Source organism: Pseudomonas lactucae (genome assembly GCF_016937615.1).
Classification (GTDB): Bacteria; Pseudomonadota; Gammaproteobacteria; order Pseudomonadales; family Pseudomonadaceae; genus Aquipseudomonas; species Aquipseudomonas lactucae.
Genome location: NZ_JAFHKI010000057.1, coordinates 1 through 14254 on the forward strand (window position 1 = coordinate 1; position 14254 = coordinate 14254).

The 14254-nt window shown below is 62.9% G+C and carries 12 protein-coding genes and 3 pseudogenes; 6 read left to right on the forward strand and 9 right to left on the reverse strand.

The window, feature by feature from the left end; all coding sequences use genetic code 11:
* Positions 1 to 148 precede the first annotated feature (148 nt).
* From hpaI to JWR98_RS11410, 8 genes are all read right to left on the reverse strand, one after another.
* Positions 149 to 952 (reverse strand): 4-hydroxy-2-oxoheptanedioate aldolase, encoded by an 804-nt coding sequence (gene hpaI / locus JWR98_RS11375; protein WP_205490067.1) that lies wholly within the window; start codon positions 950 to 952, stop codon positions 149 to 151.
* Positions 953 to 967: 15 nt separating this feature from the next.
* Positions 968 to 1771: a 2-oxo-hept-4-ene-1,7-dioate hydratase gene (gene hpaH / locus JWR98_RS11380; protein ID WP_078732663.1), complete on the reverse strand. Its 804-nt coding sequence runs from the start codon at positions 1769 to 1771 to the stop codon at positions 968 to 970.
* Positions 1772 to 1783: 12 nt separating this feature from the next.
* The gene (locus tag JWR98_RS11385; protein ID WP_078732664.1) at positions 1784 to 3088 is read right to left on the reverse strand and encodes an MFS transporter; all 1305 of its coding nucleotides are present in this window, start codon (positions 3086 to 3088) and stop codon (positions 1784 to 1786) included.
* 51 nt (positions 3089 to 3139) lie between these two features.
* Complete coding sequence (locus JWR98_RS11390; RefSeq protein WP_078732665.1) at positions 3140 to 3532, reverse strand: 5-carboxymethyl-2-hydroxymuconate Delta-isomerase; 393 nt, start codon at positions 3530 to 3532, stop codon at positions 3140 to 3142.
* Positions 3533 to 3617: 85 nt separating this feature from the next.
* Positions 3618 to 4475: a 3,4-dihydroxyphenylacetate 2,3-dioxygenase gene (gene hpaD / locus JWR98_RS11395; protein ID WP_078732666.1), complete on the reverse strand. Its 858-nt coding sequence runs from the start codon at positions 4473 to 4475 to the stop codon at positions 3618 to 3620.
* Between the two features lie 47 nt (positions 4476 to 4522).
* Positions 4523 to 5983 carry a 5-carboxymethyl-2-hydroxymuconate semialdehyde dehydrogenase gene (hpaE, locus tag JWR98_RS11400; protein ID WP_205490069.1) on the reverse strand — a complete coding sequence of 487 codons (1461 nt, stop codon included), beginning with the start codon at positions 5981 to 5983 and terminating at the stop codon, positions 4523 to 4525.
* A 5-nt stretch (positions 5984 to 5988) separates the two neighbouring features.
* Positions 5989 to 6759 carry a fumarylacetoacetate hydrolase family protein gene (locus tag JWR98_RS11405; RefSeq protein ID WP_205490078.1) on the reverse strand — a complete coding sequence of 257 codons (771 nt, stop codon included), beginning with the start codon at positions 6757 to 6759 and terminating at the stop codon, positions 5989 to 5991.
* An 11-nt stretch (positions 6760 to 6770) separates the two neighbouring features.
* On the reverse strand, positions 6771 to 7430 hold the full coding sequence (locus JWR98_RS11410) for a fumarylacetoacetate hydrolase family protein (protein WP_078732669.1): 660 nt from the start codon (positions 7428 to 7430) through the stop codon (positions 6771 to 6773).
* 170 nt (positions 7431 to 7600) lie between these two features.
* On the opposite strand from JWR98_RS11410, the gene hpaA reads away from it, so the two are divergent.
* From hpaA to JWR98_RS11440, 6 genes and pseudogenes are all read left to right on the forward strand, one after another.
* Positions 7601 to 8506 (forward strand): 4-hydroxyphenylacetate catabolism regulatory protein HpaA, encoded by a 906-nt coding sequence (gene hpaA / locus JWR98_RS11415; protein ID WP_078732704.1) that lies wholly within the window; start codon positions 7601 to 7603, stop codon positions 8504 to 8506.
* Positions 8507 to 8678: 172 nt separating this feature from the next.
* Positions 8679 to 9099 (forward strand): annotated as a pseudogene (gene hpaR / locus JWR98_RS11420) (homoprotocatechuate degradation operon regulator HpaR).
* Between the two features lie 163 nt (positions 9100 to 9262).
* Positions 9263 to 10255, forward strand: coding sequence for a helix-turn-helix domain-containing protein (locus JWR98_RS11425; protein ID WP_078732671.1), 993 nt, complete (start codon positions 9263 to 9265; stop codon positions 10253 to 10255).
* A gap of 67 nt (positions 10256 to 10322) precedes the next feature.
* Positions 10323 to 11254: pseudogene (locus JWR98_RS11430) on the forward strand (SphA family protein).
* A 10-nt stretch (positions 11255 to 11264) separates the two neighbouring features.
* A complete protein-coding gene (locus tag JWR98_RS11435; protein WP_078732672.1) occupies positions 11265 to 12497 on the forward strand; it encodes an MFS transporter in 1233 nt (410 codons plus the stop codon).
* A gap of 16 nt (positions 12498 to 12513) precedes the next feature.
* Positions 12514 to 14004 (forward strand): amidase, encoded by a 1491-nt coding sequence (locus JWR98_RS11440; protein ID WP_205490080.1) that lies wholly within the window; start codon positions 12514 to 12516, stop codon positions 14002 to 14004.
* A 157-nt stretch (positions 14005 to 14161) separates the two neighbouring features.
* Here the strand turns inward: JWR98_RS11440 and JWR98_RS29395 are convergent.
* Positions 14162 to 14248 (reverse strand): annotated as a pseudogene (locus tag JWR98_RS29395) (TetR/AcrR family transcriptional regulator); the annotation flags it as partial.
* Positions 14249 to 14254 lie beyond the last annotated feature (6 nt).

Here is a 14254-nt window from a genome sequence, read left to right on the forward strand (position 1 = left end):
GACTTTGAAAGGGGTAAAAAGTGACCTGTTGGCGAGGGAGCTTGCTCCCGTTGGACTGCGCAGCAGTCCCCATTTCCCATTTTTAGGGCCGCTTCGCACCCCAGCGGGAGCAAGCTCCCTCGCCACGGGTCGCTTTTCATTTGCACTCTTAGTAGATAGCCCCCGCCGCGCTGGCCGGCGCCGCTGAACCCTTGAACGCCGCCGCCAGGCTTTGCAGCCCACGCATCAGCACCGTGGTGTCCACGCCCACGGCGACGAACGCCGCGCCCAACTCAATGTAACGCCGCGCCAACGCCGGGTCGGCGCTCAGAATGCCGGCGGCCTTGCCGGCTTGGCGGATGCGTGCGATGGCGTCTTCGATCGCCGCCTGCACCTCGGGATGCCCTGGGTTGCCGCGATGGCCCATCGAGGCGCTCAGGTCGGCCGGCCCGATGAACACGCCGTCGACGCCTTCCACGGCCGCGATTGCATCCAGGTTGGCCAGGCCTTCACGGTTTTCGATCTGCACCAGCAGGCACATCTGCTCATCGGCCTTGTCGAGGTACCCGGCGATGCTGTTCCAGCGCGATGCGCGTGCCAGCGCACTGCCGACGCCGCGCACCCCCTTGGGCGGGTAGTGGATGGCGCTCACCAGTGCCTGCGCCTGCGCGGCGCTCTCGACCATGGGCACCAGCAACGTCTGTGCGCCGATGTCGAGCACTTGCTTGATCAGCGCCGTGTCGCCGATGACCGGGCGAATCACCGGATGGCTGGGGTAGGGCGCCACGGCCTGGAGTTGGCCGAGCATGCCGCGCAGGTCGTTGGGCGCATGTTCGCCGTCAATCAGCAGCCAATCGAAGCCGGCGTTGGCGGCCAGTTCCGCGCAGTAGGCATCGGCCAGTCCCAGCCACAGGCCGATCTGGGCTTCACCGCTGCACAGGCGTTGTTTGAAGGTGTTCACAGGCATATCCATCGAGCCGTCCTCCGCTTACACAAAACGACAGGCGATCGAGCCGAGCATGTCGTAGTCGACATGGAAGGTATCGCCGGGGTTGGCCGCCACCGGGCGGGTGAAGGAGCCGCCCAGAATGATCTGCCCCGGTTGCAGGGTCACGTCATAGGCGGCCAGCTTATTGGCGAGCCAGGCCACGCCCTTGGCCGGGTGGTTGAGCACGGCGGCCGACACGCCGGATTCTTCGATCACACCATTGCGGTAGAGCACGGCGGGCACCTTGCGCAGGTCGATCTCGGTGGGGCGCACGGCGCGCCCGCCCATCACCACGCCGGCGTTGGCCGCGTTATCGGAAATGGTGTCGAACACCTTGCGGGTCGCCTGGGTGTGCGGGTCGACCTGTTGGATGCGCGCATCAATGATCTCCAGCGCCGGGATCACCCATTCGGTGGCATCGAGCACGTCGAACAGGGTCACATTTGGGCCTTTCAACGGCTTGCCCAGGATGAACGCCAACTCGACCTCGACCCGCGGCACGATAAAACGCTCGAAGGGGATGTCGGTGCCTTCGTCGAAGAACATGTCATCGAGCAGCGCACCGTAATCCGGCTCGGTGATGTTGGAAGACACCTGCATGGCGCGTGAAGTCAGGCCGATCTTGTGACCGACCAGCTTGCGCCCGTCCTTGATTTTCTGGGCGACCCACGCGCGCTGGATGGCGTAGGCGTCGTCAAGGGTGATTGCCGGGTGTTCCAGGGAGAACTGGCGCACCTGTTCCCGGGAACGTTCCGCCTGGTCGAGGCGGACGGCGGCTTGTTGGATAAGCTGTTGATCGAGCATGACAAGGTTCTCTCAGTGAGGGTTGACGATGGCCGCCTGGGTGCGCAGCACCAGCACGCCACCGAGTGCAATGAGCAATGCCAGGGCGTAGAGGGCCAGGCTGGCGCTGTGGGTGGTGTCGCGCATCCAGCCGATCAGGTAGGGCGCGAAGAACGAAGCGATGCTGCCGAAGGAGCTGATCAAGGCGATGCCGGCGGCCTGGGTGTGGTTGGACAGGAACGCCGGAGGCAGTTGCCAGAACATCGGCAGCGCCGCGCTGGCGCCCATGCCGGCGATGATCAGGCCGCCCAGCACCAGGGTCGGGTTGGTGGGGGCGAGCCCGGCGATGGCAATGCCGCCCGCCGACATCAATAACGGCACGCACAGGTGCCAGCGGCGTTCGCGGTGGCGATCGGACGAGCGCCCGCAGCCGATCATGAAAAAGCAGCCGGCCAGGTACGGCACCGCGCTGAGCAGGCCAACCTTGCCGTCGCTGCCGACCCCGGCGCCGTGGATCAGCGTCGGCATCCAGAACGCCAGGGTATTGACCGCCAGCATCACCGCGAAATACACCGCCACCAACAGCCACACTTGCCGGTTGTGCAGAATGGCGGAGAACGAGGTGATGGATTTGCGCTGTTCTTCGCTGTGCAGTTGCTCGCGCAGTTGTTGCTTTTGCGCGGGTGTCAGCCAGGTGACACGCTCGAAACTGTCCGGCAGGCATTTGAGCACCACCAGCCCGAGCAGGATGACCGGCGCGCCCTCGATCACAAACATCCACTGCCAGCCGCGCAGGCCGCCCAGGTCATGAAAGTGCTCAAGGATGCCGCCCGAGAGCGGCCCGCCGATCACCCCGGCCATAGGCACCGCAATCGCAAACAACGCCGTGATCTGCGCACGCCGCCCAGCCGGGTACCAGCGGTTCAGGAACACCAGGATGCCCGGAAAGAAACCCGCTTCGGCCACCCCGAGCAAAAAGCGCAGCACATAGAAGCCCGTCGCGCTGTCGACCAGGAACATACAGGTCGACAGCGCGCCCCACACCACCATCAGCGTGGCGATCCAGCGTCGCGGGCCAACACGGTCCAGGGCCATGTTGCTTGGTACGCCGAACAGCGCGTAGGCGATGAAGAACAGACCGGCACCGAAGCCATAGACGGTGTCGCTGAAATTGAGGTCGGTGCTCATCTGCATCTTGGCGAAGCCGATGTTGATGCGGTCGAGGTGCGCGAACAGGTAGCAGATCAACAACAGCGGCATCAGCCGCCAGGTGATGGTGCTGTGGGTGCGATCGCGGACGACGCGCGCAAGGGTGTCGGCGGTATTGGCTGTGCTCATGGTTTTATACTTTTTGTCTGAGAGGCCGATGGAACGAACGGGCTGGGCGGGTTAACTCACCTGCGCCTTAAGGAAGGCGTGCACATTGTTCTGCTTGAAATTGAGCTGCTCGTGCAGTTCGATCATTTCAAACGACAAGGCCAGCAGGCGTTGGGCTTGCAGCTCGGCGAAGTGCGCGGTGATCACCTCGAAGAGTTTTTCGGCGACCTTCTGTCGGGTTGCCAGGTCACGGCCATGACCGACCTTGAGCGTCATGTGCACGAAGGCGTAGTCATGCTTGCCGTCGGCCATGCGCCAAGTGTCCAGGCGCACACCGCGGCTGCGGATGCCGCCCAGCGGGAACACGCCGCTGTCGCCCAGGGTGGCGTGGACTTTTTCGAACAGGCCCGGCAGGTCCGCCTGCTGTTCGAGGTTGTCGGTGTACTCAGCGATGAAGTGGGGCATGGGACCTCCTGCGTCGGTAGCTTTTAGCTTCAAGCGGCAAGTGAGTGTGGTCGGCTTGTAGCTTGAAACTTGCCGCTGCTCTCATTCAAACCGGGAAAATGGCGTTGATCTGTCCGGTGCCCGAGCTGCCGAAGGGTTCGGTGATGATCTCGGCGGGCTGGGTGTAGTCCGGCCCACCGAGCAACCCCAACAGCATGGCGGTGTCGTGCATCTTGCCTTCGCCAAAGCAGTGCTCGGCGTAGTCGGGGAGCATGGCGCAGAACTCTTTCCAGCGACCCTGGCGCCACAGTTCCACCACGTGCAGGTCGACCTGTTTGTCGAACTCGCGCGTCCAGTTATGAATATTGGCTTCGGCGTTGCGATCGTCTGAGAAACGGTGCGACAGCGACCCCGAGGCCAGCACCACGACTTTGCGGTCGCTCTTTTCGATGGCGCGGCGCACGGCGGCGCCGAAGGTGAAGCTGTCTTGCAGACGATGCCAGGCGCACCAGGCGGCAATCGACACCACGTTGAATTTTTGATCGTCCGGCACGCCCATGTGCATGTAGCGCATCGGCACCAGCGTGCCGTATTCCAGCTCCAGGCTCGGAATGTTGTGGGCCAGGGTGCGCACGTCGGCCGCATTGGCCTCCAGCGCAATCAGCTCGCCCAGCTCCGGGCAGCCCGGGTACTCGTACTCCATGTTCTTGATGAAGTGCGGCAGTTCGTTGCTGGTGTAGATACCCTTGAAGTGCTCGCCACTGTTGACGTGGTAAGCGCTGTTGACCAGCCAGTGCACATCGAACACCACGGCGGTATCTGCGCCCAGTTCGCGGGCACGCCGGCCGATTTCCTTGTGGCCGGCAATCGCCGCCTCACGGCAGCCATGGTGTTTGCCGGGCAGCTCCGACAAATACATCGAGGGAACGTGGCAGATTTTCGCGGCCAGGACGACTTCGCCCATGATGATTCTCCTGAAATTGTTGTTGTCTTAGGGGATTTTGGTGTTGCTCAGACGCCCCAGCGTGGAATGTGATGGCTGCCCATCGAGATGCATACGTTCTTGATCTCGGCGAACACCTCGAAGCTGTATTGGCCGCCTTCACGGCCGGTGCCGGAACCTTTCACCCCGCCGAACGGTTGGCGCAGGTCGCGCACGTTCTGGCTGTTGATGAACACCATGCCGGCTTCGATGCCATAGGCCAGACGATGCGCCTTGCCGATGTCCTGGGTCCAGATGTAGGACGCCAGGCCGTATTCGGTATCGTTGGCCAATTGCAGCGCTTCGGCTTCGTCCTTGAACGGAATCAGGCACACCACCGGCCCGAAGATTTCTTCCTGGGCGATGCGCATGTTGTTGTTCACATCGGCAAATACCGTCGGCTGGATGAACTGCCCTTTGCTCAAGTGCGCCGCCAGGTTGGCCGGGCGCTCCAGGCCGCCGGCGAGGAGGGTGGCGCCTTCTTCGAGGCCGATCTTGATGTAACCGGTGACCTTGTCGTAGTGGGCCTGGGTGATCATCGAGCCGACCTGGGTCTTCGGGTCTTGCGGGTCGCCGACAATCAGGCGTTTGGCGCGCGCGGCGAACTCAGCCACGAACTGCGGGTAAACGCTTTCCTGGATAAAGATCCGGCTGCCGGCGGTGCAACGTTCGCCGTTGAGCGAGAAAATCGTGAACAGCGCCGCGTCGAGGGCGCGCTCCAGGTCGGCGTCTTCGAAGATCAGCACCGGCGACTTGCCGCCCAGTTCCATGGAGTACTTTTTCAGGCCCGCGGTCTGCATGATCTTCTTGCCGGTGGCGGTGCCGCCGGTGAAGGAAATCGCGCGCACGTCCGGATGGCGCACCAGCGCATCGCCGGCGGTGGCGCCGTAACCCTGGATCACGTTCAACACGCCGTTGGGGATACCGGCTTCGACGGCCAGGCGCCCCAGTTCGTTGGCGGTCAGCGGTGACAGCTCGGACATCTTCAGCACGGCGGTATTGCCCAGCGCCAGGCACGGCGCGGTCTTCCAGGTGGCCGTCATGAACGGCACGTTCCACGGCGAGACCAACGCGCACACCCCTACGGGTTGGTACAGCGTGTAGTTGAGCATCTGGTCATCGACCGGGTAACTGTGCCCGTCCATGCGCGTGCAGACTTCTGCGAAGAAGTCGAAGTTGTGCGATGCGCGTGGGATCAACACGTTTTTGGTCTGGTGAATCGGCAGGCCGGTGTCGAGGGTTTCCAGTTCGGCCAGGCGCGGCACGTTCTGTTCGATCAGCTCGCCGAGTTTGCGCATCAGGCGCGCACGTTCCTTGGCCGGGGTGCCGGCCCACTTTGGAAAGGCTTCCTTGGCCGCCGCCACCGCCTGCGCCACTTCATCGGCGCCGCCGCTGGCGACTTCACCGATGGCTTCGCCAGTGGCCGGGTTGTAGTTGACGAACACATCTTTGCTTTCGACCTCACGGCCGTTGATCCAATGTTTGATCATGCTGCTCAAGCCTCTGTACGGGCGTTGAAGAACGCCGCTTCGCTGACAATTCGATTGACCAGGCGGCCTACGCCTTCAACCTCCACCACCACTTCATCGCCGGGCACCACATCCGCGAGGCCTTCCGGCGTGCCGGTGGCAATCATGTCGCCGGGTTGCAGGGTCATGAAGCCGGACAGGTATTCGATCAGGTAGGGGATGTCGAAAATCATGTCCTTGGTGCTGCCTTCCTGGCGCAGCTCACCGTTGATCCAGGTGCGCAGTGTCAGGTTGCTCGGGTCGGGCACATCGGCCACATCGACGATCCACGGGCCGACCGGTGTGGTGGCGTCGCGGTTTTTCACGCGCAGGTTGGGGCGGTAGTAGTTTTCCAGGTAGTCACGAATGGCGTAGTCGTTGCACACCGTGTAGCCGGCCACGTAGTCCAGGGCGTGTTCGCGCTTGACGTTGCGCGCCGGCTTGCCGATCACGGCCACCAGTTCACACTCGTAGTGCATGTAGGCGACGTTATCCGGGCGCCAGGTCACCTGGTTGTGGCCGGTATAGGTGCCGGGGGATTTGATGAAGGCCAGCGGCTCGGTGGGCGGCTTGAACGCCAGTTCGGCGGCGTGGTCGGCGTAGTTCAGGCCCAGGGCGAACATGCTGCCGGTGGCCGGTGGCAGCCACTGCACCTGGTCTTCGGCCAGCAGCCGACCATCGGCCAGGCGCACGGCGTTGTTGTCTTCGACATGGGCGAGGTGGACTTCGCCTTCAAACTGGATACGGGCGTGTTTCATACAAGCTCCTGTTACTCGGCCACGACGTGGTTGGCGAGGCGGCCCAAACCGCTGATTTCAACTTCAAGGGTGTCGCCCGGCTGCACGTCGACGCGACCTTCCGGGGTGCCGGTGATCAGTACGTCACCGGCGTGCAGGGTCATGAACTCGCTGATTTCGGCGATCAGCAAAGGAATGTTGCGCACCAGGTTGGCGGTGGTGTTTTGCTGGCGAATCTCACCGTTGACGTACAGCGTGATCGCCAGGGCGTGCGGGTCTTTGATCTGCGCGGCGGGGACCAACTCGGGCCCGACCGCACAAAAACCGTCACGGCATTTGGCTTTGACGGCAGGGCGGTAGTAGCTGTCTTCCGGCAGGCTGAATTCATTGACGATGGTGTAGCCGGCAACGTAATCGAGGGCATCGGCCGCGCTCACGCGGCTGGCGTTCTTGCCCATCACCACGCCGAGCGCCGGGCCGGGTTGCAAACGTTCGCCCTGGCCTGGATGCACCACCGCGGCGCCGTGCTGATTGCGCGTGTTGGGCGTCTTGATAAACAGCACCGGTTTGACCGGCGGCTTTTGATACGGCGGCTGTTCGAATTCGGCGAGACGCTGTTTGAGCAGCCCCTGGTAGTTCAGTGCGACACCGAACAGGGTGCCGGTGGCAACGTCATGCAAGGCACGGCTCATGCTTTCTCCTGGCAGAGCCATGGGGCTCCGATTTTTGTTAATGTGTTAACAGTTATAATTAAGATGTTAACTATCGTCAAGCGTGGCAGACTGTCTTCACGGTGGTTGCGCTGCGCGATTCGGTGCAGGATGAGCACCACGGCAATCACAATAAAAACGAGCAGCGTGCGATGACCGACCGTCAACCGATCCCGAACATCAACATCGGCCAGGTGTACGACCAGCGCTACAGCGACGCGCAGGTGCATTACGACCGGCTGGCCAACCTGGCGGGTTTCTTCGGGCGCAACATGCCGGTGCACCGGCACGACCGGTTCTTTCAGGTGCACTACGTCAAGAGCGGCACGGTGCGCGTGTACCTGGACGACCAGCAGTACGTCGAGTCCGGGCCGATGTTTTTCCTCACGCCGCCCACCGTGCCGCACGCTTTTGTGACCGAGGCCGACAGCGACGGGCACGTGTTGACGGTGCGTCAGCAACTGGTCTGGCAATTGATCGCGACCGACCCCAGCCTGGCACCGGCCGGGGCACAGCTGCCGGCGGCGTGTGTCGCGCTGGCGCGCCTGGGGCCGCACAATGCGGGTGAAATACGCCGGCTGGATTTTCTGTTCGATGAATTGAGCGAAGAGGTGGACGCCCAGCGCCCAGGGCATGGCGCTGCCCTGGACAGCTTGACGCGCTTGATCATGGTCAGCCTGTTGCGGCTGTGCTCCCATTCGTTGAAAGCCACGCCGGCGCGGCACGAAGACTTGAAGATTTTTCACCGTTTCAACGAACTGATCGAAGCGCACTACCTGCAGCACTGGCCGTTGTCGCGGTATGCGCAAGGCATCGGTGTGACCGAGGCGCGACTCAACGATGTGTGCCGACGCATCGCCGACCTGCCGTCCAAGCGCCTGATCCTGGAACGCCTGATGCAGGAGGCCAAACGCCTGCTGCTGTTCACCGGCAGCTCCGCCAACGAAATCTGCTATCAGCTCGGGTTCAAGGATCCTGCCTATTTCAGTCGGTTTTTCCAGCGCTACGCACAGCTCACTCCGGGGGAGTATCGCCAGCGGCAATTGGGTTTGCGTTGAGCCAGGCATGGGCCGTTGCGCCTTGGTGTTGTTGATCTTATAGCGATCAGCATGACCAGCGCGGCGCTTGGACAGAATGGCTTTTACGCGGAACCGATTGCACTTTTCACAGGCTTGCGTGCGTCGGTTGGCGACACTAAGCTGCCGACTCGCTCATCCACGTGGTGCCGATATGGCCAACCCCAGACCTTCGCTGACCCTGACCCTGCTGCAAGCCCGTGAAGCCGCGATGGCGTTTTTCCGGCCGCCTGAACAAACATGAACTGACCGAACAGCAGTGGCGGGTGATTCGCATCCTGCGCCAGCAGGGCGAGCTGGAAAGCCATCAACTTGCCCAGCAGGCGTGCATTCTCAAACCCAGCATGACCGGGGTGCTGAGCCGTCTGGAGCGCGACGGCCTGGTGCGTCGGCAAAAGTCCAGCCAGGACCAGCGGCGGGTATTCGTCGGCCTCACCGAGCGCGGCCAGCAGTGCTTCGTGTCGATGAGTGAAGGCATGGAAAGCAACTACCGCAAGATCGAAGAGCAGTTTGGCGCGGAAAAAATGGAACAGCTGCTGAGCCTGCTCAACGAGCTGAAGAATATAAAGCCTTGATGCGTAAAACTCATTAACAGGTGAACGTATTTGCCGGCTGGCGGCATGCAGGTGCTCCTTGCGCTATCCGTTTTCGGCACAAATGCGCGACCGGTCCTGAGTCCGGAATGGAACTTGCCTTGTAGATGACCCGTAAGCCTTGCAACTCAAAAAGGTCGGGTCCATGAACAACAATAATGAGCGGGTGCCTGCGGTTTCCAAGCAGGTTCGTTCGACGTCATCCCTGCAGCATTTCCTCACGAGCGATATCGATGAGCACGCCCGGAACATGCAGGGCTGGCAGGTTCGCTACGATCAGCTCTCGCCGGGCGCCTTTGAAGGCGAGCTGATCGCGTTCCGTTCGGAGTGGATGCAACTGGCTCGCGACCGCTCTAATCAAGCCATGATCAAAAGCGGAACGGCCTGGGACGGCGCAATCACCTTCAGCTTGCCGTTGAGTGCGCACGGCCCGGTGTACTGCGCCGGGCATCCGATTCACGAGCCCAGCCTGTTGGTTGCCCACGGGCACAACCTGCCTGAGCTGCACACGCCCCAGCACTTGGATCTGCTCAGTGTGGCGATTGACGAGCGCGTACTGGAACATGTGCTGGCGCGTCAGGGCAGTGCGTTTCGAATTACCGATCTTCCCAAGTGTTACCGCTTGGGCGACTCGCCTGTGCAACAGGAACTCGCGGTGTTGTTCGATGAACTGTCGGGCTACAACCAGGGGCGGGATGTATTGCTCGGGCACGACGCGATCCGTCGCGGCATACGCGATACGGTGATGCTTCATGTGCTGGAACTGATCGCGCCGGACCAGGCGCCCCCCCTCAATCCCACGGCACGTAAAAGGATGGTCGACCGCGCCCGTGAATATGCGCTGAGCCACCTCGACGAACCGTTGTCGATCCTCGACCTGTGCAACCACATCGGCGCCAGCCGGCGCAAACTCCAGTACTGTTTCCAGGAAACCCTGGGGATCAATCCGGTGGCGTATTTGCGTGCATTGCGCCTCAATGCGGTGCGTCGTGAACTGCGTATGAGCACGCAGTCCCAGGGCGTCCAGGAAGTGGCGGCACGCTGGGGGTTTTGGCATTTGAGCCGGTTCTCGGGCGATTACCGCACCCTGTTTGGCGAAAGCCCTTCGCAGACCCTGCGACGTGCTCAACTCTGCTGAAAACGGATAACCCGCTCGCGGCGCTGATTACTAGGATGGCCCACACCACTTGATGGGAGGGCATTCGATGATCAACAACAATAATGCAAACGCCGCACGCATGACGCTGTTCACCCTGGGGCTGCTCGGTTGCTGCGCCGGCGCCCAGGCCACCGAGAACGGCTCGCCGACCACGGCGGTCGGTGTGTATGACTTCGGCGCGGGGATGATGCCACCGGCCACGCCTTTCGGCACTCTGGGGCTGCGAACCGGGTTCTACTCAGCCAATGTGCAGAAGGACCGCAGCGGGCGCTCGGTCGACAACCATTTTTCACTGGATGTGTTGTCCATCGCTGCCGCCTATATGCACATGACGGATCACACCGTACTGGGTGCCAACTACGGCTACGGGGTGGTGGTGCCGTTTTTCAAGATGGACGCTTCCATCAAGGTCCAGACCCCGGTCGGGCCCTTGCACTTGGAAGCCGATCCATTTCGACTGGCCGACGTGCAATTTTTGCCGCTGATCCTGCAATGGAATCTGTCGCCGAACCTGTTCATCAACACCCAGTTGCAAATCCAGGCACCCACGGCGACTACGACAAAAATCGCCTGGTGTCGCCGGGGCTCAATCACTGGACATTCTCGCCGATCGTCAACGCCACTTACATCACCGACAGTGGCTTCGAGGTGTCTTCCAGCTTTGAAGTCGACGTCAACACCCGCAACCCCGCGACCGACTATAAAAACGGCGTCGAGTACCGCCACGAATTTGCCGTTGGCCAGCATGTGGGGCCGTGGACCCTGGGCCTGGGCGGTTATTACTACCGCCAGTTCAGCGATGACGACGCGCCGGGGCTGCAGTCGGGCAATCGCGCACGGGTATTGGCCGTCGGGCCGGCGGTAAGTTACTTCAAGCCCGGCCTGCCCCCCATCTGGCTGCATGCCTACAAGGAAACCGACGCCCGCAACCGGGCCGAGGGTTACACCGTGGCGCTGCGTATCTCTCAAAGTTTTTAAGGGGCCGGACATGAACCCATCACGTTCTGATAGTGCGTTACCCCGTCAAGCCACCGGCCGCCGTGAAGGGCTGGTGCTGATGCTGGGCAGCAGCCTGACCATCATGGGCGCGGCGATGGTCGCGCCGATCCTGCCCAAGCTGGGCGCGGCGTTTGGCCCGCTGGAGCCGCGTGCCGACCTGCTGGTGCCCTTGGCGGTGACCGGGCCGGCACTGGCGATTGCGCTGTGCGCACCCCTGGCCGGCTGGTTGGCCGACCGGGTAGGGCGCAAGGCGCTGCTGGTGATCGCCACCTTGTTGTATGCCGTGCTCGGGGCGTTGCCGGCCGTGCTCGATAACTTGCAGTCCATCGTGGGCGTGCGCCTGTTGTTCGGTTGCGCCGAAGCCGCAGTGATGACCTGTTGCGCCACCTTGATCGCCGACTATTGGCACGGCGAAGAACGCATGCGCTACATCAATCGACAGGTGGTGACCATCGGCCTCGTGGGCTCGCTGTTCTTTGTCGTAGGCGGGGCATTGGGCGAACACTCCTGGCGCCTGCCGTTCCTGCTGTACCTGCTGCCCTTGTTGCTGGTGCCGGTGATGATCAAGGTGCTGTGGGAACCCGAGGGCGTCCGGCAGCCGATCGATGCGCCTGAAGAGGGCCGGGTAGCGATCCTGCCCGTGGTGCTCGGTTACCTGCTGATTCTCAGCGGCATGGTCCTGAGTTTTGTGGTGCCGATCCAGGCCCCGATTCTGCTGGTTGGCCTGGGCGTGACGTCGAGCACGATGATCGGGCTGTCGGCCGGCCTGAGCCTGCTGGCGACCCTGGGCGGGTCGCTGGCCTGGCCGCTGCTGCGCCGCCGCATCGGTATCGCCGGTTGCAATGCGTTGCTGCTGACCTTGCTGGGACTGGGGCTGTGGCTGCTGATGCGCGCGCAAAGTTACAACGCGGTATTGCTGGCGACGCTGATCCATGGCCTGGGCGCCGGGCTGCTGGTGCCCAACGCGATGGCGCCGGTGATGAATGCCCTGAGCGCCAGGACCCGTGGGCGTGGCCTGGGCGGATTCACCTCTTGCCTGTATTTCGGCCAGTTCGTCAGCCCGTTGGTGGTGGCACTGCTCAGTGCCCGCTCTGGCGACCTGCGCCTCTCCATTCAGTGGCTGGCGCTTGCCAGTGTGATCGCGGCCCTGGTCTGGGCGCTGGCCGGCCTGCAAGCGCGGCGCAAGGCAGTCACCCGAACGCTCGGCTCAAGTCATTCGTAATCAAGAGGGCATGCACATGGACATCCACAACCTGCTGGACACCGAGGACGCGACCGGCTTGGCCGAGTGGCTGCGGCGCGGCGAGATACAACCCGGCGAGCTGCTGGAGGCGGTCATCGATCGCATCGAGCTGGTCGAGCCGCAGCTCAACGCTGTGGCCGAGTGCCTGTACGATTCGGCCCGTGAGGCCGCACGCACGGCGCGGCCCGGTGATGGGGTGTTTACCGGGGTGCCGACCTTGATCAAGGACCTGTTCTCACCGGTCAACGGCGCGGCGATGAGCAACGGTTCCCAGGCGCTGGGAGGCGCGCGCGCCGATTTCGATGCAGAACTGGTGACGCGTTTGCGCCGTGCCGGTTGCGTGATCGTCGGCACCAGCACCTCGCCTGAATTCGGTACCTCTTACTCCACCGAGTCCAACCGCTTCGGCGCCACCCGCAACCCCTGGAACACCAGCCACAGCGCGGGCGGTTCCAGCGGCGGCGCGGCGGCCCTGGTGGCGGCGCGCGTCGTGCCGTTTGCGCATGGCAACGATGGCGGCGGTTCGTTGCGTGTGCCGGCGTCCTGCTGTGGGGTGTTCGGCCTCAAGCCAAGTCGCGGGTTATTGCCGTCGGGCCCGATGGTTGGTGAAGGCTGGGCGGGGATGGGCACGCCCCATGCCATCACCTTGTCGGTACGCGACAGCGCCGCGTTGTTGGATGCGACGGCGGGCATCGACCTGGGCGCACCGTACGCCGCGCCCATGCAGGCACAGCCCTATGTCTCGGCGCTGCAACGTGATCCACGGCCACTGCGGATTGCACTGGTGGAACACCTCGGGCCGTGGTCGACATCCAGTGAAGCGGTCGAGTCCGTGCGTGCGGCAGCCAGGCTGTGCGAGTCCCTGGGCCACCGTGTCGAGCCGGTGAAGCTGCCGGTGGCGCTGCCGGAGTTTCTCGATCAGGTGTTTACCATCATTGGCGCCAGCACCCGTCATTACCTCGACGTGCTGGGGCAGATGCGCGGCTTTGCGGTGCAGCCTGAAGAGCTTGAAACCCGCACCCGGATTATCCTGCGCGGCAAGGGTGAGGTCAGCGGGGCGCAGTACGCCGGCGCGGTGGAATGGATCCATGCCTTGGGCCGTCAACTGGCGGTGTTCATGCAGGACTATGACCTGATCCTCACACCCACCCTGGCCCGTGAACCCGTACTGATCGGCGAGCTGGACTTGCAGGACGACCGCTTGAGCCTGGATGAGTTGATTGAGCGCTTCCACAGCTACTCGCCGTTCACCGCGCTGTTCAATGCCAGCGGACAGCCGGCGATGTCGGTACCGTTGCACTGGAGCGCGGCCGGCCTGCCGATGGGGGCGCATTTTGCTGCGCGTTTTGGCGAGGAAAGTACCTTGTTCGCGCTTGCGGCACAGTTGGAGCGGGCGCAGCCGTGGCGGGGGCGGGTACCGCTGATCAATGCCTGTGGCGAGGGAGCTTGCTCCCGTTGGACTGCGCAGCAGTCCCATTCTTTGTAAACAAAGAGCGGGCCGCTTCGCGGCCCAACGGGAGCAAGCTCCCTCGCCACAGGTTCAGGCCCACGCCACAGCCGTGTAGACACCCATGCCTTGCCGGCGTGGCGTTGCGCGCAATACCCGGCTCAAGGCAGTGACTTGATGGCCTGCACGAGTGCAGCTCAACGTGCGACAGCAACGCCTGGTACCGCTCCATCAACCGCTGGAACAGCAGCGCTTCCTTGCTCTCGACACGGTGATAAATCGCACGCAT